This is a genomic window from Microbacterium insulae (assembly GCF_042677065.1).
In the GTDB taxonomy this organism is placed as follows: domain Bacteria; phylum Actinomycetota; class Actinomycetes; order Actinomycetales; family Microbacteriaceae; genus Microbacterium; species Microbacterium insulae.
Map to the genome: position 1 here is coordinate 239,399 of NZ_JBHTII010000001.1, position 23,614 is coordinate 263,012.

Consider the following 23,614-nt stretch of genomic DNA (forward strand, 5'->3'; position numbering starts at 1 on the left):
ACCGATGGCGAAGCAGTCCATCTTCGGTCGCATCTCGACACTCGTGAAGGCCAACATCAACGCACTCCTCGACTCCGCCGAGGACCCGCAGAAGATGCTCGACCAGCTGGTGCGCGACTACACCAACTCGATCGCCGACGCAGAGGCCGCGATCGCCGAGACGATCGGCAACCTGCGCCTGCTCGAGCGCGACCACCAGGAGGACGTCCAGGCGGCCGCCGAGTGGGGCAACAAGGCGCTCGCGGCCAGCCGCAAGGCCGACGAGCTGCGTCAGGCCGGCAACACCGCCGACGCCGACAAGTTCGACAACCTCGCCAAGATCGCACTGCAGCGTCAGATCAGCGAGGAGAACGAGGCCAAGGCCGTCGAGCCGACGATCGCGTCGCAGACCGAGGTCGTCGCCAAGCTCAAGGACGGCCTGAACGGCATGAAGCAGAAGCTGGAGCAGCTGAAGTCGAAGCGCTCCGAGCTGCTCGCCCGTGCCAAGACCGCCGAGGCGCAGAACAAGGTGCACGACGCCGTCAAGTCGATCGACGTGCTCGACCCGACGAGCGAGCTCGGGCGCTTCGAGGACAAGGTCCGTCGCCAGGAGGCCCTGGCCGCCGGCAAGCAGGAGCTTGCGGCATCCAGCCTCGACGCGCAGTTCGAGAGCCTCGAGGACGTCGGTGAGCTCACCGAGGTCGAGGCCCGGCTCGCCGCGCTGAAGACCGGCGGCGCACCCGCGCAGGCCGCGATCGACGCGCCCAGCGCGCCCTACACGCCGTAGGGCGCGTCCTTCCCGGCAGCCCCGGCACCCGTCGAGTACGCACGTTCTCGCCGAGACCGCACGACGTTCGCGTCGCGCGCGTGCGGTCTCGGCGAGTGACTGCGTTCTCGACGCGCAGGAGGGCCGGGCAGAGCGAACCCGGGTGGGGCGCGAGCGTGCGCGGTGAGAGGATGTGGGGATGATGCGCTACCTCGTCGTTCCGCAGTGGCAGGGAAGCCCGTCGTCGCGCGCGATGCAGCTGATCGACGGGGCGATGGCCATCGCCGGTGACCTCCCCCGCGCCTCGACGACGGTGCTCGACGTGCCGATGGAGGCGGGGGAATCCCTGGACACCGGCATCCACCGCCTCAGCTCCCTGCAGCGCGTGCGCGAGCAGATCGCCGCCGCGCTCGACGGCCAGCACGAGCCGGTGCTCACCGTCGGCGGCGACTGCGGAGTCGCCCTCGAGCCGATCGCCCACGCCGCGCGCCGCGTGCCGTCGCTCGCGCTTGTCTGGCTGGACGCGCACCCCGACTTCAACACCCCCGAGTCCTCGCCATCGGGCGCGTTCGCGGGAATGGTGCTGCGCGCGGTCACCGGCGGCGGCGACCCGGGTCTGACGCTCCCGGAGGGCGCCGTCCCGCCCGCGCGTGTGATCGTCGCGGGCGCGCGGTCCTACGACGACGCCGAGCTCGACGCCGTCGTAGCGCTGGGCCTCGTCACGCTTCCCGTCGACGGGCTCACCGACCCGGCCGCGCTCGCGGCGGCGGTGCGGGCCACCGGGGCCGACGGCGTGTACATCCACGTCGACGTCGACGTGCTCGACCCGTCCGAGGTCACCGGCAACGCGCATCCCGAGCCGTTCGGCCTCAGTGTCCGCGAGCTCACGGCGGCGATCGCCGCGGTCCGCGCCGAGACCCCCCTCGTCGGCGCGTCGCTCGCGGGCTACTCGCCCGCTTCGCCTGCCACCGCCACCGACGACCTCGGCGCGATCCTGCGCGTCGTCGGAGCGCTCGCGTGAGTCCTGCGGCATCCCCGCCCGCCGGCTGGCGCGCCGACGCCGATCGCGCCCTCGCGCGCGGCCACCGCATCGACCGTCTCATCCCGGGTTTCCTGCTCGACTCCCCCATCAGCCGTGTGGGCTACTGGTACGGCAACACCGTGGGCTGGATCTGGGGCACGCTGTGGAGCACCGGGCCCATCGAGCGGCGGGAAGGTCTGTGGGTGTTCCGCGGCATGCCGGGCTGGACCTTCGCCCGCGGAGGCGTGTGCGTCGGCGGATGCTTCCTCACCGGGAGCGGGCGCGTGACCGATCAGCTGCTCCGGCACGAGGGCGTGCACAAGCGGCAGTGGCAGCGGTACGGCTTCCTCATGCCGTTCCTGTACCTGTTCGCCGGCCGCAACCCGCTGCGCAACCGCTTCGAGATCGAAGCCGGGCTCGAGGACGGCAACTACCTCCCCCGCGGTACGGCCTCGCGTCCCGGCATCGCCCGCGCCGACGGGCGAAGGGATGCCGCGGCTCAGCGCGCGGTCGAAAGCCCGTAAGCGGCGGGGGTGTGGATCGCCTCGGCGGCGACGCCCATCGCGGTGAGGTGGTCGACGATGTCGGCTGTGCCGAGGTAGCCGCCCAGGAGGTGGATGCGCGTCGCGTCGTCATCCGCGCACAGCATCTCGTCGGCCCACGCGGTCACGGCGCGCGCGAGCGCCTCGCCGGGCGCGCACCCGCGGCTCGTGCCCGGCGCGCCCGAGCGCTGCGAGCGGTCGAGCCACGTCAGCACCATGCGGCTGGGCACGACGATGTCGGCGCGGGCCGCGGCATCCGGAATCTCCACGAACACGCGACCCGTCGAGCAGATCGGCAGCGTCGCGAGCAGCAGCTCGAGGTCGGCGAGCGAGGACTCGTCGGCCGTGATGAGGTGCTGGACGCGGGTGTGCCGCGACGCGCGGCAGGACGCGGCGGTGTGCTCGGCGGTGTGCTCGGCGGAGTGGTTCATGACCCTCCCACTATACCGCGAAAGAAGGGTTGCCTAACCTCAGTCGAAACCCGGGGTCACACGGGCCGGAGCAGCACGCGACGCAGTTCCGCAACCTCGTCGTCGGCCAGACCGTGGGCACGCAGGTAGTCGGCGGCGGAGCCGTAGCTCGCATCGATCCCGTCCAGCATCGCGCGCATCACGGGTGCGGGCGAGCGCGTCGCGAGATCCTCGAGGTGGACCGCCTCGGGATGCATCGACCGCAGGAACTGCACGATCCGGCGGTTGCGCCACTCGGGGAGCATTCCCTCCGTCCGGGCGTAGTCGGAGACGACGGCATCGGCATCCACCCCCGCCGCGGCGAGCGTCAGGGCGACGGTGACGCCCGTGCGGTCCTTCCCGACCGTGCAGTGCACGAGGACCGGCTGATCGGCCAGGATGCCGCGCACCACCTCGACCACGAGCGACGACGAGTCCTCGACCAGGCGGCGGTACATCTCGTCCAGGCTGATGTCGTCGGCGAAGAAGGACTCCACAGACCCGAGGAACAGCGGCACGCGCTGCGTCGTCACCTCCAGGCCGTCGAGGCGGCTCGGCGCGTGGGCGACCTCCTCGTCCGCGCGGAGGTCGATGATGCGGCGCAGTCCCAGTCCGCCGAGCGCGGCGGTTCCGGCCGGTTCGAGCTGGGCGAGATTCCCGGAGCGGAACAGCACGCCGTGACGCGTGACCGACTCGCCCGCCGGCAGCCCGCCCACGTCGCGGAGGTTCACCGCGCCCGGGACGTCGGGCGCACCGGGAGTGGTCACCACGCGGCTCCGGATGCCGCGTCCCGGTCCTCTCCCGCGAGATCGTCGCGCGGCGGGACGCTGTAGCGCCCCGCGATCGCGATCCGGTTGAACGCGTTGATCGCCACCAGGATCCAGCTCAGTGCGACATACTCCTGCTCGCTGAGGATCGCGCCGACACGGTCGTAGACGTCGTCGGGCACTCCCTCTTCGTGGATGAAGGCGAACGCCTCGGCGAGCTCGAGCCCTGCGCGCTCACGGTCGGAGAACACGCCCGACTCCCGCCACACCGGCAGCTGCGCGACGACGTCGGCGGTGATGCCCTCCTTGAGCGCCCGCTCCACGTGCACCCGCACGCAGAACGCGCAGCCGTTGAGCTGCGACGTGTGGATCTGCACCAGCTCCTTGAGCCGGGCGTCGATGCCGCCCTCGGCCGCGATGCTCCCGACCGTCTTGGAGAACGCGGCGAGCGCCTGGTACGCCTGCGGGGCGGAACGCGACAGGTGGACTCGCCGTTCGGTCATGCCGCCAGCCTACCCACGCCCCTCGTGCCCGGCACGGTCCGGCCGCGCGGCGCCGCGGCATCCCCCTCCCCTCGCCGCGCCCTCACCACCCGGACACTTTTGTGCGAAACCGACCCGGACATCATGGGCAAGCTCGCGCAAAAGTGTTCCCGTCACGGGCGGCCACGGCATCCCTTCCCCGGAGCCGGGGGACAATGGCGGGGTGAGCGATCCGATCGACGAGTTCTCGTTCCTGCCCGACCAGGCCGCCGACGCCGGCCTCGAAGGACCACTCCCCCGCGGCGAGCGCGTGAACCTCGCCCTCCCGAGCGGCCGCACGCTCAGCGCCCTGCGCTGGACCCCGGACGGGTCGGCCTCCGCGCCGGTGGTGACGTTCCTCCACGGCGCCGGGCTCAACGCCCACACGTGGGACACGACCGTCCTCGCGCTCGGCCTCCCGGCCCTCGCGATCGACCTCCCCGGGCACGGCGACTCCTCGTGGCGGGACGACGCAGCCTACGTCGGCCGCGTGCTCGCGCCGGATGTCGCCGCCGGCATGGACGCGTGGACCGATCGGGCGCAGCTGCTCGTCGGCCAGTCGCTGGGCGGCCTGACCGCGGCGGCGGTCGCGGCATCCCGTCCCGACCTCGTGCGCGAGCTCGTGGTCGTCGACATCACGCCCGGCGTCGACCCGTCGGCGGGGCCGTCGCAGATCCGCGAGTTCTTCGCCGGACCCACGGATTGGGCCTCGCGCGACGAGCTCGTCGACCGCGCGCTCGCCTTCGGCCTCGGCGGAGGGACACGGCGCAAGGCCGAGCGCGGCGTCTTCTTCAACTCGCGCGTGCGGCCCGACGGGCGCGTCGAGTGGAAGCACCATTTCGCGCACCTCGCGGCGGCCGCGGCATCCACCCCCGGCGCGCCGGATGCCCCGCCCGCCGAATCCGCGTCGACGCCGGACGCCGTGTCGGCCGTCCTCGGCGACGCAGGATGGGAGGACCTCGCCGCCTGGGCGGCGCCCACGACCCTCGTGCGCGGCGCGCGCGGGTACGTCACCGAGGCGGATGCCGCGGAGTTCGTCCGCCGGAACCCCGAGGCGACGGTGACCACCCTCGCGAGCGGCCACAACGTGCAGGAGGACGCCCCGATCGAGCTCGCCGCGATGCTGCGCGGGCTCGCGGGGAACGATTAACGCTTCTGTTGCGTTCCGGGTAGCGGATCGCCCCGGTCCGGCACCGGTTCTCTAGGCTTGCTAGCGCACCGGCGACGGACCTCCCGCACCGTCCGCCGGCACCGCGATCCCGCGGATCCCCCCTCCGAAAGGACCCTCATGCTCCGTCGTACGGCCATCGTCGCGGCATCCCTCCTCGCCGCCGGCGCCCTCGTGCTGACCGCCTGCAGCGGCGGCGGAACCCCGGCTCCGACGGCGACCGGCGAGCCCGATCCCGACGCCTCGGTCGCGATCCGCCTGGTCCTCGAGCCCGGCAACCTCGACATCCGCCAGACCGCGGGTGCGGCCCTCGACCAGATCCTCGTCGACAACGTCTACCAGGGCCTCGTGTCGCGCACGCCCGAGCAGGAGATCGTCCCGGCGCTCGCGAGCGACTGGACCGTGTCGGAGGACGGGCTGACCTACACCTTCACGCTCAACGAGGGCGTGACCTTCCACGACGGGCAGGAGCTGTCGCCTGCCGACGTGGTGTGGTCGCTGACCACGCGCAAGGAGACGCCGGAGTGGCGTGACTCGGCGCGGCTCGCGAACGTCAGCTCCATCACGGCCGACGGGCAGGAGATCGTGCTCGAGCTCGACGAGCCGGACTCGAGTCTCCTGTGGAACCTCACCGGCCGCGCCGGGATCATCCTCAAGGAGGGCGACACCGTCGATTACAACACCGCGGCGAACGGCACCGGGCCATTCCGCCTCGACGAGTGGCGCCAGGGCGACAGCATCACGTTCGTGCGCAACGACGACTACTGGGGCGAGCCCGCGCAGGTCGCCGAGGTCGTCTTCGACTACATCCCCGACAACCAGGCGGCGCTCAACGCCGCCGTGGCGGGCGAGGTCGACGTCGTCACGGGGTTCGACGCGAACCTGAAGGAGCAGATCGAGCAGGGCGGCGACTTCGCCCTCGTGCTCGGCCAGTCCACCGACAAGGGCACGCTCGCGTTCAACCAGACCTCGGGCCCGCTCGCCGACCAGCGCGTGCGGCAGGCCATCCGGCAGGCGATCGATCACGACGCCTTCGTCGAGGCGCTCGGCGCGGGTGAGACCCAGTACGGCCCGATCCCGTCCCTCGACCCGGGCTACGAGGACCTCTCCGACGTCGCGCCGTTCGACCCCGACGCGGCCCGCGCGCTCCTCGAGGAGGCAGACGCGGAAGACCTCGAGCTGACGCTGACCATCCCCAACTTCTACCCGACGACGATCCCGCAGATCCTCGTGTCGAATCTCAACGACGTCGGCGTGACCCTCGAGGTCGAGTCGGTCGACTTCTCGACCTGGCTCAACGACGTCTACGTGAACAAGGACTACGACCTCAGCTTCGTGCTCCACACCGAGGCGCGCGACTTCGAGAACTGGGCGAACCCCGACTACTACTTCACCTACGACAACCCCGAGGTGCAGGAGCTCTACGCCCAGTCGCTCGCGGCGACCGACGAAGAGGAAGCGGCGGACCTGCTCGCCGAGGCCGCCCGCATCGTGTCCGAGGACGCCGCCGGCGACTGGCTGTACAACGGGGCCTCGGTCGTCGGGGTCGGCACTAACATCGCCGGTATGCCCTCGATCAATGTGAACGAGCGCCTGAATCTCGCCGAGCTGACCAAGAGCAACGGGTGATCCGATACACGCTGACGCGCCTGGCCCTGCTCGTGCTCGGCTTGTTCGTCGCCAGCGTGCTGATCTTCCTCGCCCTCCGGGTCCTCCCCGGTGACGTCGCCCAGCTGATCGCGGGAGTCGACAGCACACCCGCGCAGATCGCGGCGATCCGCGAGCGGCTGGGGCTCGACCAGCCCCTCCCGGCGCAGTACCTCGACTGGATCGGCGGCGTGCTGCGCGGCGACCTCGGCACCTCCCTCCTCACGGGCTCGAGCGTGACGAGCGAGCTCGCCGAGAAGGCGCAGGTCACCGTCCCGCTCGGACTCCTGGCGCTGACGATCGCGGTGCTCTTCAGCGTGCCCCTCGGCGTGCTGTCGGCCATGCGCCGCGGACGCCCCGACGGCACGGCGCTGAGCGTGAGCGCGCAGGCGCTGGCCGCGGTCCCCGTCGTGTGGGCGGGCATGATGCTCGTCGTGGTGTTCGCGGTGTGGCTCGGGTGGCTCCCCGCGCAGGGCTTCCCCCGCGCGGGCTGGAACGATCCCGCGGCGGCGCTGCGGGCCCTCATCCTTCCCGCGCTCACGATCGGCATCGTCGAGGGCGCCATGCTCCTGCGCTTCGTCCGCAGCGCCACCCTGCAGGCCGTCGGCCAGGACCACGTCCGCACGGCTGCCGCGAAAGGGCTCACCCGCAACGCCGCGCTCATCCGCCACGGACTGCCCGACGTCGGCCTGTCGGTCATCACGGTCCTGGGGCTCCAGGTGGCCGGGATCATCGTCGGCGCGGTCGTGATCGAGCAGCTGTTCACCCTCCCGGGGATCGGACGGATGCTGGTGTCCGACGTCGGTGCGCGCGACCTGCCGATGGTGCAGGGCGAACTCCTCGTGCTCACCGGGTTCGTGCTCGTCGTCGGGTTCGTGGTCGACCTCGTGCACCGCGTGATCGACCCCCGGCAGCGGGAGGCCTCGTGAGCAGCGAAGACCGGCGGGATGCGGCATCCACCGCCCCCGGCATGTCACACGATCGGTCGGTGGAGAGCGCCGCGACCCGCCATTCGCGTGACATGCCCCCGGCTCCCGACGCTCGTCCGTCGCGGTGGGCGTGGCTCGGACGACTGTGGCACCTCTCCACCGGCCGATTCGGGCTGATCGTGGTGATCGTGGTCCTCGCGACCGCGCTCGTCGCGCGGTTCTGGACGCCGTTCGACCCGCAGCGGGTGGAGATCTCCGCGCGATGGCTGCCGCCCGGGTGGCCGCACCTGCTCGGCACGGATGCGACGGGCCGCGACATCCTGAGCCTCGTCATGGCCGGAGCGCGCACGACCGTGTGGGTCGCGGTCGGAGCCGGCGTGATCGCGACACTCGTGGGCATCGCGCTCGCGGCGCTCGGCGCGCTGACCGCCCGCTGGATCCGCGAGTCGGTCGCGGTGTTCGTCGACATCCTCATCGCGTTCCCGGTGCTGATCATCGCGATGATGATCGCGGCCGTGTGGGGCGGGTCGCTGTGGGTCGTGATCCTCTCGGTCGGGATCGGCTTCGGGGTGAACATCGCGCGCGTGACCCGACCCGAGCTGCGGCGCGTGCTGCACAGCGACTTCGTGCTGGCGGGCCGCGCCTCGGGCCTCACGCCCCTGCAGAACCTCGTGCGTCACCTGCTGCCCAACGTCGCGCCGGTCTTCATCGTCCAGCTGTCGTGGGCGATGGCGGTGGCCGTGCTGGCCGAGGCGGGCCTGTCGTACCTGGGCTTCGGGGCGCCGGTGACCGAGCCGTCGTGGGGCCTCCTCCTGGCCGAACTGCAGCAGTTCATCACCGTGTATCCGCTGTCGGTCGTGTGGCCCGGCCTCGCGATCACGCTCACCGTGCTCGGCCTCAACCTGCTCGGCGACGGGCTCCGCGAGGCGACGGACCCCACCCTGAGCCGCGCCCGCGGAGCCGGACGCGTCGCGCGCACCCACGTGCCGGAGGTGGTGGCGTGAGCCTCGAGGTGGAGGGCCTGACGATCGAGATCCAGGGCCGCCGGGTCGTGGACGGCGTCTCATTCACGGTGCCCGACGGCGCGCGGGTCGGCCTCATCGGCGAATCCGGATCGGGCAAGTCGCTCACCGCCCTCGCCGTGCTCGGACTGCTCCCCGACGGGGCGAGTGCGAGCGGCAGCATCCGCTGGAACGGCCGCGAGCTGATCGGCCTCAGCGATCGCGAACTCGCCCGACTGCGGGGCGACGAGATCGGCATCGTCTTCCAGGAGCCGCGCACCGCGCTCAACCCGATCCGCACGGTGGGTCGCCAGATCGCCGAATCCGTGCGCATCCACGAGAAGGCATCGAAACGGGATGCCGCGGCCCGGGCGGTGGCCGAAGCATCCCGCGTCGCCCTGCCCGACCCCGAGCGGATCGTGTCGCGCTATCCGCACCAGCTGTCCGGCGGCCAGCGCCAGCGCGTCGCCATCGCCATGGCTCTCGCGTGCCGTCCGCGTCTGCTCATCGCCGACGAGCCCACGACGGCGCTGGACGTGACGATCCAGGCGGACATCCTGCGCCTCCTCCTCACGCTCGTGCGCGACGACGGGATGTCGCTCGTCTTCATCACCCACGACCTGGCCGTGCTGTCGCAGATCGCCACGCACGGCGTGGTGCTCGAAGACGGCCGGGTCGTCGAGGACGCGCCCGTGTCGACACTGCTCACCGCGCCGAGCTCGCCCGTCACGCGCGGGCTGCTGCGGGATGCCACGGCCACGCTGTGGCGTCCGGGCCCGGGGGCGCCGGGGCCCGTCGGCGGCGATCCGGTCGGAGGTGCCGCATGAGCCTGCTCCGCGCGCGCGGCCTCACGCGCCGGTATCCCGCGCCGAAGGCGACGGTGTTCGGTCCGCGGGTCTTCACGACGGGACTCGAGGACGCCGACCTCGACGTCGACGAGGGCTCGGCGGTGGGCATCATCGGCGAGTCCGGCTCGGGCAAGTCGACGCTGGTGCGGCTCCTCCTCGCGCTCGACACCCCGACCTCGGGCACCGTCGAGTTCGACGGACGACCGGTGGATGCCGCGGCCGGCGCTCGCGCGCTGCACTGGCTGCGGCGGCAGACCGGGATCGTGTTCCAGGACCCGTACGCGTCGCTCGACCCGCGCATGAGCGTGGGCCGGATCGTCGGCGAGCCGCTGTGGGCCCTCGGGATCGAGGGCGACCGCCGCGCACGGGTGCGCGAAGTGCTCGAGGACGTCGGACTGGAAGCGGGTATGGCCGCGCGCTTCCCGCACGAGTTCTCGGGTGGCCAGCGGCAGCGGATCGCCCTCGCCCGCGCGCTCGTCCACCGACCCCGGCTCCTCGTGGGCGACGAGCCGCTGTCCGCGCTCGACGTGACGGTGCGCGCCCAGATCCTCGAGCTGATCGGCGAGCTCCGCGCGCGCGACGGCCTCACCCTCCTCCTGGTGTCCCACGACATCGGGGTCGTGCAGAACCTGTGCGACCAGGTCGTCGTGATGAAGGACGGACGCATCGTCGAGGAAGGGCCGACCGAGGCGGTGCTCCTCCAGCCCCAGGTCTCGTACACGCGGCGGCTGCTCGCCTCGATCCCCGTGATCGACCCCGGCACGGCCTGAGCCCGGCGTCGGAAGCCACGGCTAGCCTCGGAGCATGGCCCCCGCGATCGTCCCCCCGTACCTGCTCGCCCGCATCGCCGCCGTGCAGGAGCCCGCGTGGGCCCACGCCGCCGAGGCCGCCCGGTCGACCCTCGCGGCGCCGCGGGAGTACCGGCCGGTCCGCTCCCGCCTGCGCCTGTCGATCGAGGAGGACGGCACGCTCGTCGCCGAGACCACGCCCGCGCCCGACCGCGAGATCAGCGACGCGCAGCGGCGGGAGGAGCTCCCGGGGGTCACGGTGCGCCGCGAAGACGACCCGGCGACGGGCGACGCCGCGGTCGACGAGGCGTTCGACGGGCTCGGGGCGACGTTCGACTTCCTGTGGGACGCGTGGGGGCGCAACGGGCTCGACGGCGCCGGGGGTCCCCTGCTCGCGACCGTGCACTACGGGCAGGACTACGACAACGCCTTCTGGAACGGCGAGCGGATGGTCTTCGGTGACGGCGACGGCGAGGTGTTCCGCGGGTTCACCGGCTCGCTCACGGTCATCGCGCACGAGCTCGCGCACGGCGTGATCGAGGACGAGGGCGGCCTTGTCTACCGCGGGCAGTCGGGGGCCCTGAACGAGTCGATCGCCGACGTGTTCGGCGCGCTCGCCGAGCAGCACTCCCTCGGGCAGACCGCCGATGAGGCGTCTTGGCTCATCGGCGAGGGCATCTTCACCGACGCGGTGGAGGGGGCCGCGCTGCGATCGCTCGCGGCCCCCGGCACCGCCTACGACGACGACGTCCTCGGCCGCGACCCGCAGCCGGCGCACATGCGCGACTACGTCGAGACGCAGGACGACAACGGCGGCGTGCACATCAATTCCGGCATCCCCAACCACGCCTTCTACCAGACCGCGATGTCTCTCGGTGGCCGGGCGTGGGAGCGCGCGGGCCTGATCTGGTACCGCGCGATCACGACCGGCACCCTCTCGTCGCGCGCGGACTTCGTGGCTTTCGCACAGGCGACGCAGGCGGCCGCCGTAGCGGAGTACGGTGAGGAGTCGGAGGAGGCCGCCGCCGTCCGCGACGCGTGGACGAGCGTCGGCGTGATCGATGATGCAGGAGCCGCACCCGAGCGGGACTGACCAGAGCGATTCCGCCGTGCCCCACGAACAGGCGAGCCCGGGCGGGACCGACCAGCACGATTCCCCCGCACCCCGCGACGAGACGAGCCCGGGCGACCAGCGCGGCGCGGCCACCCCGCCGGTCGAGGTGGCCGTCGAGCGGACGGGCGGATTCGCCGGACTCACGAAGCAGTGGCGGGCCGAGCCGGCCGTGGCCGAGGCATCCACCTGGATCGACCTCATCTCCCGATGCCCGTGGGACGCCCCCGAGTCGCTCGCCGAAGCTTCGCGCGATCCTCACGGCGGCGGCGCCGACCGCTTCACCTGGCGTATCCAGGCCCGATGCGGCGAAGCCGACGAGCGCGAGGCCGAACTCGGAGACGCCGCCCTCGTGGGCGCATGGCGGGAGCTCGTCGACGCGGTGCGCACCTGGGCCCGCCAGAGCTGAGCTGACTCAGATGATGCTCCGCGCTCTCCGCGACACCCGCACGAGCGCCGCTCCCAGGGCCGCAAGCACTCCGCCGAGCGCCAGCAAGGACCACATGATCGTGCCGCCTGTGGGCGGGAGCGGAGAGATCGCCGACACCTTCACGATCGCCTGCGCCTGATCCGTCGGCTCGCAGGTCGGCCCGTTCTCCACCGCCGCCACCGGGGTGTCGCAGAGCGGTTCACCGGTGGAATCGACAGCCGTCCCGGTGACCACCACCGTGTTGACCGTCGTGACCCGCACCGTCGTGGAGCACGTGAAGACCCAGGTCTCATCGAGCGAGTCCTCGAAGATGCTGTTCGGCGTGTCCAGCAGGCCGTCCCCGTCGATGTCTCCCGAGACGTAGCCGACCGGTGAGCACGTGTCGTCGGCGATCCGCTCGGCGACGCCCGCCAGCGGCACATCGCCCGTGTTGCGCACCTCATAGGTGTACGTGACCCGGCCGCCGGGGGTGGTCGTGGTGGGATTCGCCGTCTTGGTCACCTCGATCCGAGGATCGAAGGTCTGGACCCTCTCGCCCGCGAAGGCCGCAACCGGGATCTCGAGCCCGAACGTCGACCCGCCGAGCGCGATGACCGCCGCAATGTTCAGGGTGGGCGCCGACACCACGGCCGTGCAGTCGTACGTCCACAGCTCGGGCGGATCGCGCTGAAGCGCATCGTCCTGATCCCCGCCGGTCTTGCTGACCAGGCTCGGAGTCTCGCAGGAGGGCTGCGAAGGCTGTGCGACATCGAGCAGCGTGACGTCGATCAGGACGTCGTCGGCCGCGACCGGGCTGCGCCCGACGTTGGTGACACCGAAGGAGTAGGTGACCTCACTCCCCACGAGGACCAGATGGTCGCTGACGGACTTCGTGAGCGCGATCGCGGGATCGAGCACCACCACCTCGGCGGTGTCCGTCGCCCCGTAGATGTTGCCGAGCGGATCGACCCCGAGGACCGCCACCTCGTTGACATCTGCCGTGTCCGGTTCGGCCGGCAATCCGAGGGCGCGCGTGCACGTGTACGTCCACGTCTCGGGCGCCCCCGAGTTCGCGCCGTCGAGAAGGTCGTTTCCGTTGGTGTCGCCCCCGTCGAAGGTGAGCGGCGAGCACTTGTCGTCTGCGGGCCCAATGACGAGGAGTCCGACATCGCCGGTGTTGGTCACCTCGAATGTGTAGGTGACGGCCGTGCCCACGCGGACCGCGTCCGCGGAGGCGGTCTTCGTGATCGAGAGGCCGGGCTGGATGACGAGCACCTGTGCGGAGTCGGTGGCGGTCTGCACGGGCCCCTCGACGGACGGGTCCTCGGGGAGGAACGGCGTGCCCGAGACGGAGGCGGTGTTGGTGACGAGTCCGGACTCCGCACCCACGGGCGGAGGGGTCGCCTGTGCACGCGAGAGCTGTGTGCTGCACGTGTACACCCACACCTCCGAGGGATCCAGTGCGAGGTCGGCGTCGGTGTCGCCGCTGGAGAGCACCAACGGCGCGCACCGGTCATCCGTGGGCGCGACGTCGCGCAGCGGCACGGTACCGGTGTTCTCCACCTCATAGAGGTACTCGGCGGATCGAGGCGTGGGGAAATCGGGACCTGCGAGGGGATCGGCCGAGGGATCGAGTACGACGGGGACGAGCGCCGTCTTCACGATGTCGATGCCCGGGCTCACGATCTCGACGATCGCGACATCGCGCCGTGTGAGCGGCGAGCCGACGGGAGTGCCGCCTGCGACCGGCTGGGCGACGATCGTGGCGATGTTCACGGTGAGGTCGGAGATCGCCGTCTGGCAGGTGAACGACCACGTCTCGCCGGGGTTGAGGAGGTCGTCGGTGTTCACGTCGCCGACGTTGAACGCACCCGCGAGCACCGGGGCGACCGGCGCGCACCTGTCGTCGGCGACCCAGCCGGCGTCTCCGGTGTCGTTGCGCAGATCCGCGCTGCCCGTGTTGGTGGCCGCATAGCTGTAGGTGACCGTGGTGCCCGGGAAGACCACCGACTGATCCACCGTCTTCACGAGGGAGAGCGACGGATCGAGGACGACGACCTCGGCGGTGTCGACGGCGCTGACGAGGGGGTTCGGCGATGGGAAGGCGGCACCCGTGGTCGGGTCGAGCGGGACGCCCGTGACCGTGGCCGTGTTGACGACCCCCGTCGTGGGCGACGCCGAGCACGAGTAGCTCCACGTCTCTCCGACATCGAGCACGGCGTCGCCGTTCCCCGAGATGTCCGCACCCCGCGTCGGAGTCTCGCAGGGCGGCGTGTCGTCGGCGAGGACGACCGGGGCGAGCGGGGTGTTGCCGAGGTTCTCCACCGCATACGTGTAGTCCACCGAGGCGCCGCTCGCGATCGTCACGGACTTCGCGCCGTCGACGAGCTTCGTCAGGCCGATCAGGGGGACGAACGCGTCGACGTCGTCCGTCGCCGTGTCGGTGACGACGGTGCCCGCGGGGTCGGTTCCCTGCACCTCCGCGGTGTTCACGATGTTGGTTCCGGCGACGGCCTGTGTGCCGGAGGTGCGGATCCCCCGGTCGCAGTACGCCTCCCAGGACTCGCCCGGATCGAGGAGCGCGTTGCGATTCGCGTCGCCCACATTGAACGCCTGGTCCGGCGGCGGAGCCGTCACCTGGACCACCGGAGCGCAGCGGTCGTCCGAGATCGACACCGCGGCGAGCGGTGTGTTGCCCGGGTTCGTGGCGACGTAGTCGGAACGCACGACGGCCGGCGGACTGAGATCCCCGCGGACGCTGGTCGGACTGTTCACCTTGGTGAGCGCGATCTCCGGGGCGTAGTCGAACGAGTTGTAGACGGAGCACGTCCCTATCTCGTCGCCGATGCCGGACAGCGAGAACGACGCCGTCGCGCCGCCGTCGGTGAGCTCACCCGTGACCACCCTGACATCGCCGTCGGCGTTGCGGAATTCGCAGCGGTAGTCATTCGCAGGACCCGGCCTGCCCGGACTGAACCCCGCTTGAAGCTGCTCGGAAACGGCGGCGGCCGAAAGATCGGTCTCATCCCGCGGCTCCCACTGGAACTGCGCGAAGCCGCCTCCCGTGGTCGTGACGGTCGCGGACGGACCCGTGGCGCCGTTCGGCAGGATCCAGTCGAAACCGCCGGGAACGCTCGGGGTCACGGTCATCGGCCAGCCGTCCGCCGGGAGGTAGGCGGCATCCGTCTCCGATTGCGCGAATTTGCGGATCGTCAGGGACGGCGAGCACAGCTCGAGCACGAGTCCGCGAACGGCGTCGCCGAGGTTGTCGAAGTCGCGGATCAGAGCGACGTCCGTCACCTCGATGTCGAACTCCCCCACCGTCCTCGCGACGTCGGGCCCGGAGATCTGGATGAGACGATCGACACTCGCCTGGTTCTGCAGCGCCTCGCCGACTCCGAGCGCCAGCACGCGAGCCCCGGTCTGCTTGACCTGGTTGGCCCGGGTCACGGCGCGGTCGAGAGTGACCGCCGCGACCTGCGCGTTGCGGTCGGTGCCGGTGCCCACATCGGGGGGCGGACCGGGGCTGAACGGGTCGCCCGGCTGGTTGAAGTCGTAGGCGGTGGGGTCGCCGTCGGTGACGTACACGACGAGGTCGCCCGCGTCGGTCGCCGTCTGCGCGAGCGACTGATCCCAGTTGGTGTACTGGGTGTTGGAGTTCGCGGCCGACCAGCTGCTCGCGGACGACGGGCTGCCGGAGTTGTAGCGCTTGATCTCGACGTTCGACGGTCTCGGGGGAATGGGGTTGTAGTACCCGTCGACAGCCCCGCGGAACACACCGCCGGGCGCGAGACTGGCAGCGTCCACGGTCGCGCGGGGGGCGAGCTGCTGCGAGAGCGAGCCGAACTGGATCACGCGGGCGGTCGAACCCGTGTCGGACAGAGCGGAGAGGAACGCCTCCGCCGCCGATCGCACCGCGCCGACGGCGTTGGACTGCTGGACGGATCCGCTCGCATCGAGCACCAGCGTGACGCCCAGCCCGCACTGAGCGGGGATCTCCGGATTCGGGAGCGGGTCCGCCGCGACCGCCGCGGACGGAGTCAGCGCGACGAAGGCTCCCGCGGTGAGGAGCGTTGCGAGGGCGCCCGCGATCACGACGCGCGCCCGCGGCCTCCCGTGCCTCACGGGGTCACTCTGTCACCAAACCCCGAAACGCGCATCAAGTTTTTTCGTCGCGGGGAGCGCACACGCGAGCCCTGCGAAGCGGGCCGGTCACCGCGAGAAGAGGCCGCGCTTCTTCTTCTTGACGGGTTTGAGCTCCTTCTGCAGGTAGATCGTGCCGAGCCAGCGTCCGAACTTGAACCCCACGCGGCCCATGCGGCCGACTTCGACGAAGCCGAGGCGCTCGTGGAGGGCGATGGATGCCTCGGCGCCCTTGTCGCTGATGACGGCGACCATCTGCCGGATGCCCTTCTCCTCGCACGCCGCGATGAGGGCGACGAGGAGCGCCTTGCCGAGGCCTTTGCCGGCGGCCGCCTGCCCCAGGTAGATCGAGTTCTCGACCGAGTACCGATACGCCGACTTGCTCGACATCGGCTGCACGAGCGCGTAGCCCAGGATCTGCCCCGTCGGCGACTCGGCGACCAGGAAGGGCAGATCCAGCTTGCGAAGGAGCGCCATCTTGTCGCGCCACTGCGCGACCGACCATTTCTTCTCGTCGAACGTGACCACCGAGTTGGTCACGTAGTAGTTGTAGATCTCGCGCACGTCGGGGATGTCGCGGTCGGCGACCGGGCGGATCGTGAACGCGAACGGAAGCTCCGGCTCGGGCTGGCGGCGCAGGTGCCGGGGCAGTCTGCGCCGGTCCCGGTCGTATTCCTCCTCGAGCATTGCGCCAGCCTACGCGTCCGCCGGAAGGGCCCAGTCGACGGGATCGGCACCCTGCCGCGCGAGCAGCTCGTTCGCGCGCGAGAACGGTCGCGAGCCGAAGAATCCGCGGCTTGCCGAGAGGGGCGAAGGGTGAGGGGACTCGATGATCGGCGTCTGCCCGAGGAGCGGACGCAGGTTCGCGGCATCCTTTCCCCACAGGATCGCGACGAGAGGCCCGCCGCGGTCGACCAGCGCGCCGATCGCGTGCTCGGTGACGCGCTCCCAGCCCCATCCGCGATGGGATGCCGGGCGGCCGGGGCTGACGGTGAGCACACGGTTGAGGAGCATGACGCCCTGATCGCTCCACGCCGAGAGGTCGCCGTGGGGTGCGGGCGGCACGCCGAGGTCGGCCTCGAGTTCGCGGTAGATGTTCGCCAGACTCCGCGGCAGCGGCCGCACGTGCGCGTCGACGGCGAAGGACAGCCCGATCGGATGCCCCGGCGTCGGGTACGGGTCCTGCCCGACGATCAGCACCCGCACGCCCGACAACGGGCGCTGGAACGCACGGAGGACCCGGTCGCCGGTGGGCAGGTAGGAGCGGCCCGCGGCGACCTCGGCGCGCAGTCGGTCGCCGAGCGCCGCGATGTCGGGAGCGACGGGTGCGAGCGCTTCGGCCCAGGCCGGATCGACGAGACCTGCGTCGGCGAGCTCGGGCAGGGTCATCGCCATGCGGCGTCCTGGGGAGCAGCCGCACCGGCCGAGCCGTCGCCGCCCCCGGCGGCGCGGCGACGAGCGGCGGTCGTCATCACGAGCTCGAGTCCGCCGTCGACCGGGCGCACGTCGAGCGCGACCGTGACGGCGGCGAGGTCGGCGAGCGACGAGACGTGCGTACCGCCGCACGGGATGCGCACCTCGGCACCCGGGAGCGCGCACACCCACGTACGGCGATCGGCCAGTTCGGGCCCGTCGGCCTCGATGCGCACCTCGCCGCCGCCGTCGATCCACTCCGCGAGTCGTTCGTTCGCGCGGGCGGTGACGCCGTCGAGGTCGGCGAGGGCGTCGGGATCGAAGCCCTTGCGTCGCAGCGACTTCCCGATCCGGTAGACGTCCCTCGAGCCGTCCGGGAGGATCCGCGACTCCGAGATCGCGAGGGCATCGAACGCCGGTGCACCGAGCGCGTCGAGCGGGACGTCCTTGCGCCACGCGCCTGAGAGCGCGGCGTCGAGGGCGAGCGAGGCCAGGTGGCATGCCGTGTGACCGGCGGAGAGCTCCGTCCGGTACGCGGCATCCGCCTCGATGCGCACGGTCTCACCCTCGGACACCGTGCCCTCGGACACCTCGCCCCTGGACGGGCCGGTCTCGACGAGGTGGGCGACCACGAACGTCCAGCCCTCGGTGCCGGTCCGCACCGGCACGTCACGGCCGAGGTGGAGCACGTCGCCCTGGATCGCCCCGACCACCGCGTCGACGATCGGCAGCGCGACCCCCGCCCGCACGAGCACGCCGCGGTCGGCCGGCTGGTCCGGCCACGCGGTGTCGACGGGGTGGAAGGCGGTCGTATCGAGCACGACCGCCGTGCGACCCTCACCCGCGTCGGCGGTGTGCAGCACCGTGCCGGTCGAGGTCGTCGCGCCCGACGGAAAGGTGACGACGGTTCCGGACGCGGGGATCACGTGTGCCCGCCCTCGAGGCGCGGACGCAGCGGTCCGCGGGCGAGCAGGAACTGTGCGGACTGGGCCACGGGCCGCATCGTCACGAGATCGAGATTCACATGCCCCGGTGCGTCGAGCGCGTACGCGATGACGTCCGCGACATCCTCGGCGGTGAGCGGCGCCTCGACCCCTTCGTAGACCTTCTCGGCGGCGGCCGTGTCGCCGCCGAGGCGGTTCGCGGTGAACTCCTCGGTACGGACCATCCCCGGCGCGATCTCGATGACGCGGATCGGCTCGCCGTTCAGCTCCAGCCGCAGCGCGTGGGCGACCATCGCCTCCCCCGCCTTCGCCGCGTTGTAACCGGCGCCGCCCGCGTAGGCCGTCTGGGCGGCCGTCGAGGTGACGAAGAGGGTGTCGGCGTGGCCGTCCTGCGCGGCGGCCCGCCGCAGGTGCGGCAGGAGCGCCGCGACGACGCGCTGCGCCGAGAGCACGTTGACGTCGAACATCCACTGCCAGTCGGCGACCAGACCGTCCTCGACGCGGTCCGTGCCGCGCGCGCCGCCCGCCACGTGCACGAGCGAGTGCACCGGGCCGAGGTCCTCGAGGAACGCCGCGAGCGCCTCGACGTCGGCGTCCGAGGTGAGGTCGGCGGCGAACGCGACGGCTCCGGTCTCTGCCTCGAGGGCCGCGAGCCGCTCAGCGCGGCGGGCCACCGCGACGACCTCCCATCCGCGCTCGCGCAGAGCGCGCGCCGTCGCCTCCCCGATACCCGAGCTCGCCCCGGTCACCACTGCACGTCTCATCGTCATCCCTCCACGCTACCCAGGCCCCGCCGCCGCACGTTACGTCACATTTCCCTTTCGTTGTTGACAGGACGCGGCATCCGTACTGTCGAACCGGTCGGAGGATGCCGCCTCCGCCCACGAACCCGCAGGAGCAAGCCATGTCCGCACCCGAGAACTGGCGTTTCGAGACCAAGCAGATCCACTCGGGCGCGCAGCCCGACCCGGTGACGAAGGCCCGCGCGACGCCGATCTACCAGACCACGTCGTACGTGTTCGACAACACCGACCACGCTGCCAATCTCTTCGCGCTGGCCGAGTTCGGCAACATCTACACGCGCATCCAGAACCCGACGCAGGCCGTCGTCGAGGAGCGCCTCGCCGCGCTCGAGGGAGGCACGGGCGCCCTCCTCGTGGCCAGCGGCCAGGCCGCCGAGACCTTCGCGGTGCTCAACATCGCCGAGGCCGGCGACCACATCGTGTCGTCGAGCTCGATCTACGGCGGCACCTACAACCTCTTCAAGTACACCCTCGCCAAGCTCGGCATCGAGACGACCTTCGTCGAGAACCAGGACGACCCCGAGGAGTGGCGCGCTGCGGTCCGCCCGAACACGAAGCTCTTCTTCGCCGAGACCATCGGCAACCCGAAGATCAACGTGCTCGACATCCGGACCGTCGCCGACGTCGCCCACGAGAACGGCCTGCCGCTGATCGTGGACAACACCATCGCGACCCCGTACCTGATCAAGCCCTTCGAGCACGGTGCCGACATCGTGATCCACTCGGCCACGAAGTTCCTCGGCGGCCACGGCACCGTCATCGGCGGTGTCATCGTCGACGGCGGAACCTTCGCGTGGTCCGAGAACGTCGACAAGTTCCCCGGCCTCACGGTTCCGGACCCCTCGTACCACGGCGCCTCGTACACGGCGGCCGTCGGCGACGGCCTCGCGTACATCATCAAGGCGCGCGTGCAGCTGCTGCGCGACCTGGGTGCCGCCATCTCGCCGCAGAGCGCGTGGCTGCTCATCCAGGGCATCGAGACCCTCTCGCTGCGCATCGAGCGTCACGTGCAGAACGCGCAGGAGATCGCGGAGTGGCTCGAGAACCAGTCCGACGTCGCGTCGGTGAACTACTCGGGCCTCCCCACCTCGCCCTGGTACGCCGCGGCCAACACCTACGCCCCCAAGGGCGTCGGCGCGGTGTTGTCGTTCGAGCTCAAGGGAGGGGTCGAAGCGGGTCGCGAGTTCGTCAACTCGCTCACCCTGTTCAGCCACCTCGCCAACATCGGCGACGTCCGCTCGCTCGTCATCCACCCGGCCTCGACGACCCACTCGCAGCTCACGCCCGAGCAGCAGCTCACGACCGGCGTCACGCCCGGCCTGGTGCGCCTGTCGGTCGGCCTCGAGAACGTCGAAGACCTCAAGGCGGACCTCGAGCAGGCGCTCGCCGCCGCACGACGCGTGTCGGAAGCCGCTCGCGCCTGACGCAGACACGCGACCACGACGGATGCCTCGGCCACCACGGCCGGGGCATCCGTCGTGTCATGCCCCGGCGTCCCACCACCGCAGCACCCGCAACGCCCGCAGCGTGACCCACCGGCTCGGGAATCCGTCGTGCTCGCCGTCGAGGGCGAACAGCATCGGCCCCTCATGGTGGTTCTCGAACGGGAACAGGCCGTTGTCGAGACGCTTGGCCCGGATGAGTTCGACCGCCTCGGCGCACCTCGGATCGCGCTCGGGGCGCGCGAGGCGGAAGTAGTCCAGCGCCCGCAGCACGTCGTAGAACCAGCGCCCCGGCACCGAGGTCATGGCGAACCGGGGGTCGATGATCGAGCCGTCGGACTTGCGCCGGAAGAGCTGTCGCTCGAGGAGGTACTCCTCCCCGCGCCGGCGCGCGTCGCGCATCGCCTCGGTGCCGCCGGTCGCCTGCTCCCACGCCCACAGCCCCTCGAGCGCGCAGAGGGTGGAGTGGAACGAGCCGGGGGTCGCGGCATCGTCCTCCCAGCAGTTCCAGCCGCCGTCGATGTGCTGGGTCGCCAGAAGCGTGTCGGCGATCCGCCCTGCCGCCTGGCCGAAGTAGGCGCCCGACACGAGGGCGATGCCGTTGATGCACGGCTCGGCCTCGCCCTCGAAGTACAACTCGTCGTTGTACTCCCACCGCACGTTGTCGCGCACGAGCCCCACCGCGCGCTGCACCCGCGGATCGGCCGGATCGACCCCGAACTCCACGAGCGACTGCAGGGAGAAGTGCGTCGCCGTCCACGCGTCGAAGAACGGCCGGGACTCGTCGACCCAGCCGGGTCGGTACGTACCGCCGTCCCAGCGACCGTCGTCGGCCTGCTCGGCGAGCATGCGAGCACCCCACCCCTCGGCGGCGACCTTCTCCCGCTCGGCCGCGACGGCCTCGGGCGACGCGTCGGTGAGATCGCGCATCACCTGCCAGCGGATCGCCGGGTCTCCGGTCATGAGGTACTCGATGACGTCCATTCCACGGATGCTAGACCGGCCCGGCGACACGGCCCCGCGCGGGTCCCTGTCCCTGACGCTCTTCGTCCACGCCGTTTCCGACGCGGGGGATCTTCAGTCAGAGGCAAGACTCTGCGTATACGCGGCGGAGAATAGTTGGTCGTGCTCCGCACCAGCGGTTGCCGTCGCCGCCCCCGCCGTCGTGCCAGGAGGTCGATTTCCGTTCGCGAATGCGGTGTCCACCCACCAGGGGCACGCATCAGCCCCGTTGGCGTTGACGCAGTAGGTAGTCAGAACCCCAGGGGACGCGTTGAGTCTGACGTTGTAATACAACGACTTCGTTGCCGTCTCGATAACAGCCCTCATCTCGACTTCGGCAGTGGAATCGGCCCATGCCAGCCGATGGCCTCAGATGTTCTGGCCAGGTGCTGCGCCCATGGCCAGGGGGAAGGCAGGCCGGGGCCTGACGGATCCGTGATGTCGCCCGCGACCGCTGCCTCTGCGATCGCTTCGGGACTCGATCCCTCAAACGCCCCGATCTCATTCGCCGCCTCGTAGACGCGACCGACGAGAGGCGCATCCAACCGCGCTTCCCGGTAGATCACGACGGCAAAGCGATCCTGGAACACCGCCCCCGCGACCCACACGAAGGGAAGCACCGTGCTCGACGATAGGTCGTGCACCCGTGCCAAGAACCGCTCGCACCACGCTGCTTCATCGACCGACATGTGAAACTTCCTTTCCTCTTCAAGACACCAAACCAGATCGAAACTTACGTGAATCGAGAAATCTTCCGGGGACGAGTCCCGGTTCGGCGGGAGTCGTGCTCGGCCGGCAGTTTGGTACCGAGGAGAAAAGGTTGAATGCGGGCGACCCCGCCCGCGCCGTAGGGTGACGGCATGGGCACCGAGGAGCGCGAGCGGGTCGCCGCCTTCTACGACGACTTCGGACGCCGCTGGGCGCAGGGCACGTCGCCCCTCTACGAGGACTGGGCGCTCGGCATCGCGCGCGATCCCGAGGTGCTCGCGCGCCTCGCCGCCCTGCCGCAGCCCAAGCGCCAGCCCAACCTCGTGTTCGCCTCCGCCCGCTGGCAGGGCGCGGCGCTCAGCCCCTACCACGAGGTGCGTCCGTGGCTGCTCGAGCACTGGGACCGCATCGTCGCCACGGGCGCCGCGCGGACCGTGCAGACGAACGAAGCCAACCGCTGCGCGACCTGGCTGCCGCCGCTGTCCCGCATCGACGGTCCCCTGGCGCTGCTCGAGGTCGGAGCCGCCGCCGGACTGTGCCTCTTCCCCGACCGGTACAGCGTCGAGTACGACACTCCCGCCGGCCCGCGGCGCGTCGACCCCGCGACCGGGCCGAGCGACGTCGTGCTGACGTGCCGCGTCGACGACGAGGCATCCGTCCCCGCCCGCCACCCCGACGTCGTCTGGCGGCGCGGGATCGACCTCGACCCGATCGACGCCTCCGACCCCGACGCCGTCGACTGGCTCGCCACGCTCGTGTGGCCCGGCCCCGACCACGACGCGAGGGTCGCCCGGCTGCGGGCCGCGGCGGCGATCGTGGCCGCCGATCCGCCGACGATCGAGCGCGGCGACCTGCGCGAGCGCGTGACGGCGGCCGCCGCCTCCGCCCCCGCGGACGCCACGGTCGTCGTGTTCCACAGCGCCGTCCTGCTGTACCTCGACGCCGACGGCCGCCGCGAGTTCGCCGACCTCATGGCCGGGCTCGGCGAGCGGGTCGGGCGGCGGGTGGTGTGGCTGTCCAACGAGACCCTGGGCACGCTGCCCGAGATCGACGCGGCCGTGCCGCCGGGGACGGCGACCGACCACCGGTTCGTGCAGACCTGGGACGCCCGGCCGATCGCCCTCGCCGGGCAGCACGGCGCGGTGTACGAAACAGCGCCGTTCCGCGGCTGAGGCGGTGGGATCGGCCGCAGTCGGCCGCGCACCGCGGGTCG

23 protein-coding genes are annotated in these 23,614 nt (G+C 71.4%); 13 read left to right on the plus strand and 10 right to left on the minus strand.

From position 1 onward, the window contains the following. Positions 1-4 precede the first annotated feature (4 nt). From ACFQ0P_RS01145 to ACFQ0P_RS01155, 3 genes are all read left to right on the plus strand, one after another. Positions 5-766, plus strand: a complete 762-nt coding sequence (locus ACFQ0P_RS01145) for a PspA/IM30 family protein (protein ID WP_204979903.1) — start codon at positions 5-7, stop codon at positions 764-766. Between the two features lie 178 nt (positions 767-944). Continuing rightward, complete coding sequence (locus ACFQ0P_RS01150) at positions 945-1,766, plus strand: arginase family protein (RefSeq protein ID WP_204979904.1); 822 nt, start codon at positions 945-947, stop codon at positions 1,764-1,766. Then, positions 1,763-2,290, plus strand: coding sequence for a Fe-S oxidoreductase (locus ACFQ0P_RS01155; protein ID WP_378771074.1), 528 nt, complete (start codon positions 1,763-1,765; stop codon positions 2,288-2,290). The genes ACFQ0P_RS01150 and ACFQ0P_RS01155 overlap by 4 nt, the downstream gene beginning before the upstream one ends. Here ACFQ0P_RS01155 and ACFQ0P_RS01160 read toward each other — a convergent pair. Genes ACFQ0P_RS01160 through ACFQ0P_RS01170 form a run of 3 tightly spaced genes read right to left on the minus strand, consistent with a single transcriptional unit; the run spans position 2,266 to position 4,027 of the window. Next, on the minus strand, positions 2,266-2,739 hold the full coding sequence (locus ACFQ0P_RS01160; RefSeq protein ID WP_204979905.1) for an SIP domain-containing protein: 474 nt from the start codon (positions 2,737-2,739) through the stop codon (positions 2,266-2,268). The genes ACFQ0P_RS01155 and ACFQ0P_RS01160 overlap by 25 nt on opposite strands. A 56-nt stretch (positions 2,740-2,795) precedes the next feature. Then, a complete protein-coding gene (locus tag ACFQ0P_RS01165; protein ID WP_204979906.1) occupies positions 2,796-3,524 on the minus strand; it encodes a tyrosine-protein phosphatase in 729 nt (242 codons plus the stop codon). Beyond that, positions 3,521-4,027: a carboxymuconolactone decarboxylase family protein gene (locus tag ACFQ0P_RS01170; RefSeq protein WP_204979907.1), complete on the minus strand. Its 507-nt coding sequence runs from the start codon at positions 4,025-4,027 to the stop codon at positions 3,521-3,523. Before ACFQ0P_RS01170 ends, ACFQ0P_RS01165 begins: the two co-directional genes overlap by 4 nt. Positions 4,028-4,229: 202 nt before the next feature. Here ACFQ0P_RS01170 and ACFQ0P_RS01175 point away from each other — a divergent pair, with 202 nt between their 5' ends. The 8 genes from ACFQ0P_RS01175 (at position 4,230) to ACFQ0P_RS01210 (ending at position 11,946) form a co-directional block, all read left to right on the plus strand. Beyond that, entirely contained in the window at positions 4,230-5,195 is a 966-nt protein-coding gene (locus ACFQ0P_RS01175) for an alpha/beta fold hydrolase (RefSeq protein WP_378771077.1), read from the plus strand. A gap of 138 nt (positions 5,196-5,333) precedes the next feature. Beyond that, the gene (locus tag ACFQ0P_RS01180) at positions 5,334-6,842 is read left to right on the plus strand and encodes an ABC transporter substrate-binding protein (protein ID WP_204979909.1); all 1,509 of its coding nucleotides are present in this window, start codon (positions 5,334-5,336) and stop codon (positions 6,840-6,842) included. Continuing rightward, positions 6,839-7,789, plus strand: coding sequence for an ABC transporter permease (locus ACFQ0P_RS01185; RefSeq protein WP_204979910.1), 951 nt, complete (start codon positions 6,839-6,841; stop codon positions 7,787-7,789). The genes ACFQ0P_RS01180 and ACFQ0P_RS01185 overlap by 4 nt, the downstream gene beginning before the upstream one ends. Before the next feature lie 92 nt (positions 7,790-7,881). Next, entirely contained in the window at positions 7,882-8,793 is a 912-nt protein-coding gene (locus ACFQ0P_RS01190) for an ABC transporter permease (protein WP_204981482.1), read from the plus strand. Then, on the plus strand, positions 8,790-9,617 hold the full coding sequence (locus tag ACFQ0P_RS01195) for an ABC transporter ATP-binding protein (RefSeq protein WP_204979911.1): 828 nt from the start codon (positions 8,790-8,792) through the stop codon (positions 9,615-9,617). The genes ACFQ0P_RS01190 and ACFQ0P_RS01195 overlap by 4 nt, the downstream gene beginning before the upstream one ends. Further along, positions 9,614-10,408, plus strand: a complete 795-nt coding sequence (locus ACFQ0P_RS01200; RefSeq protein WP_204979912.1) for an ABC transporter ATP-binding protein — start codon at positions 9,614-9,616, stop codon at positions 10,406-10,408. Before ACFQ0P_RS01195 ends, ACFQ0P_RS01200 begins: the two co-directional genes overlap by 4 nt. Before the next feature lie 34 nt (positions 10,409-10,442). Then, complete coding sequence (locus ACFQ0P_RS01205; RefSeq protein ID WP_204979913.1) at positions 10,443-11,519, plus strand: M4 family metallopeptidase; 1,077 nt, start codon at positions 10,443-10,445, stop codon at positions 11,517-11,519. A 16-nt stretch (positions 11,520-11,535) separates the two neighbouring features. Beyond that, positions 11,536-11,946 carry a protealysin inhibitor emfourin gene (locus ACFQ0P_RS01210; RefSeq protein ID WP_378771083.1) on the plus strand — a complete coding sequence of 137 codons (411 nt, stop codon included), beginning with the start codon at positions 11,536-11,538 and terminating at the stop codon, positions 11,944-11,946. 6 nt (positions 11,947-11,952) lie between these two features. Here ACFQ0P_RS01210 and ACFQ0P_RS01215 read toward each other — a convergent pair whose 3' ends face one another. The 5 genes from ACFQ0P_RS01215 to ACFQ0P_RS01235 all read right to left on the minus strand — a co-directional run bounded on the left by ACFQ0P_RS01215 (position 11,953) and on the right by ACFQ0P_RS01235 (position 19,216). Further along, complete coding sequence (locus ACFQ0P_RS01215; protein ID WP_204979914.1) at positions 11,953-16,071, minus strand: DUF7507 domain-containing protein; 4,119 nt, start codon at positions 16,069-16,071, stop codon at positions 11,953-11,955. A gap of 87 nt (positions 16,072-16,158) precedes the next feature. Further along, complete coding sequence (locus tag ACFQ0P_RS01220; RefSeq protein ID WP_204979915.1) at positions 16,159-16,776, minus strand: GNAT family N-acetyltransferase; 618 nt, start codon at positions 16,774-16,776, stop codon at positions 16,159-16,161. A 9-nt stretch (positions 16,777-16,785) separates the two neighbouring features. Next, positions 16,786-17,484 (minus strand): uracil-DNA glycosylase, encoded by a 699-nt coding sequence (locus ACFQ0P_RS01225; protein WP_204979916.1) that lies wholly within the window; start codon positions 17,482-17,484, stop codon positions 16,786-16,788. Beyond that, positions 17,475-18,428 carry a metal-dependent hydrolase gene (locus tag ACFQ0P_RS01230; protein ID WP_378771088.1) on the minus strand — a complete coding sequence of 318 codons (954 nt, stop codon included), beginning with the start codon at positions 18,426-18,428 and terminating at the stop codon, positions 17,475-17,477. The genes ACFQ0P_RS01225 and ACFQ0P_RS01230 overlap by 10 nt, the downstream gene beginning before the upstream one ends. After that, entirely contained in the window at positions 18,425-19,216 is a 792-nt protein-coding gene (locus tag ACFQ0P_RS01235) for an SDR family oxidoreductase (protein ID WP_204979917.1), read from the minus strand. The genes ACFQ0P_RS01230 and ACFQ0P_RS01235 overlap by 4 nt, the downstream gene beginning before the upstream one ends. Before the next feature lie 134 nt (positions 19,217-19,350). Between ACFQ0P_RS01235 and ACFQ0P_RS01240 the strand changes: the two genes are divergently transcribed. Next, the gene (locus ACFQ0P_RS01240) at positions 19,351-20,673 is read left to right on the plus strand and encodes a bifunctional o-acetylhomoserine/o-acetylserine sulfhydrylase (protein WP_204979918.1); all 1,323 of its coding nucleotides are present in this window, start codon (positions 19,351-19,353) and stop codon (positions 20,671-20,673) included. Between the two features lie 57 nt (positions 20,674-20,730). Here ACFQ0P_RS01240 and ACFQ0P_RS01245 read toward each other — a convergent pair whose 3' ends face one another. Both ACFQ0P_RS01245 and ACFQ0P_RS01250 read right to left on the minus strand, forming a co-directional pair. Further along, on the minus strand, positions 20,731-21,675 hold the full coding sequence (locus ACFQ0P_RS01245) for a hypothetical protein (RefSeq protein ID WP_204979919.1): 945 nt from the start codon (positions 21,673-21,675) through the stop codon (positions 20,731-20,733). Positions 21,676-22,016: 341 nt separating this feature from the next. After that, a complete protein-coding gene (locus tag ACFQ0P_RS01250) occupies positions 22,017-22,382 on the minus strand; it encodes a hypothetical protein (protein WP_204979920.1) in 366 nt (121 codons plus the stop codon). 171 nt (positions 22,383-22,553) lie between these two features. Here ACFQ0P_RS01250 and ACFQ0P_RS01255 point away from each other — a divergent pair, with 171 nt between their 5' ends. Next, on the plus strand, positions 22,554-23,573 hold the full coding sequence (locus tag ACFQ0P_RS01255; protein ID WP_204979921.1) for a DUF2332 family protein: 1,020 nt from the start codon (positions 22,554-22,556) through the stop codon (positions 23,571-23,573). Positions 23,574-23,614: the final 41 nt, after the last annotated feature.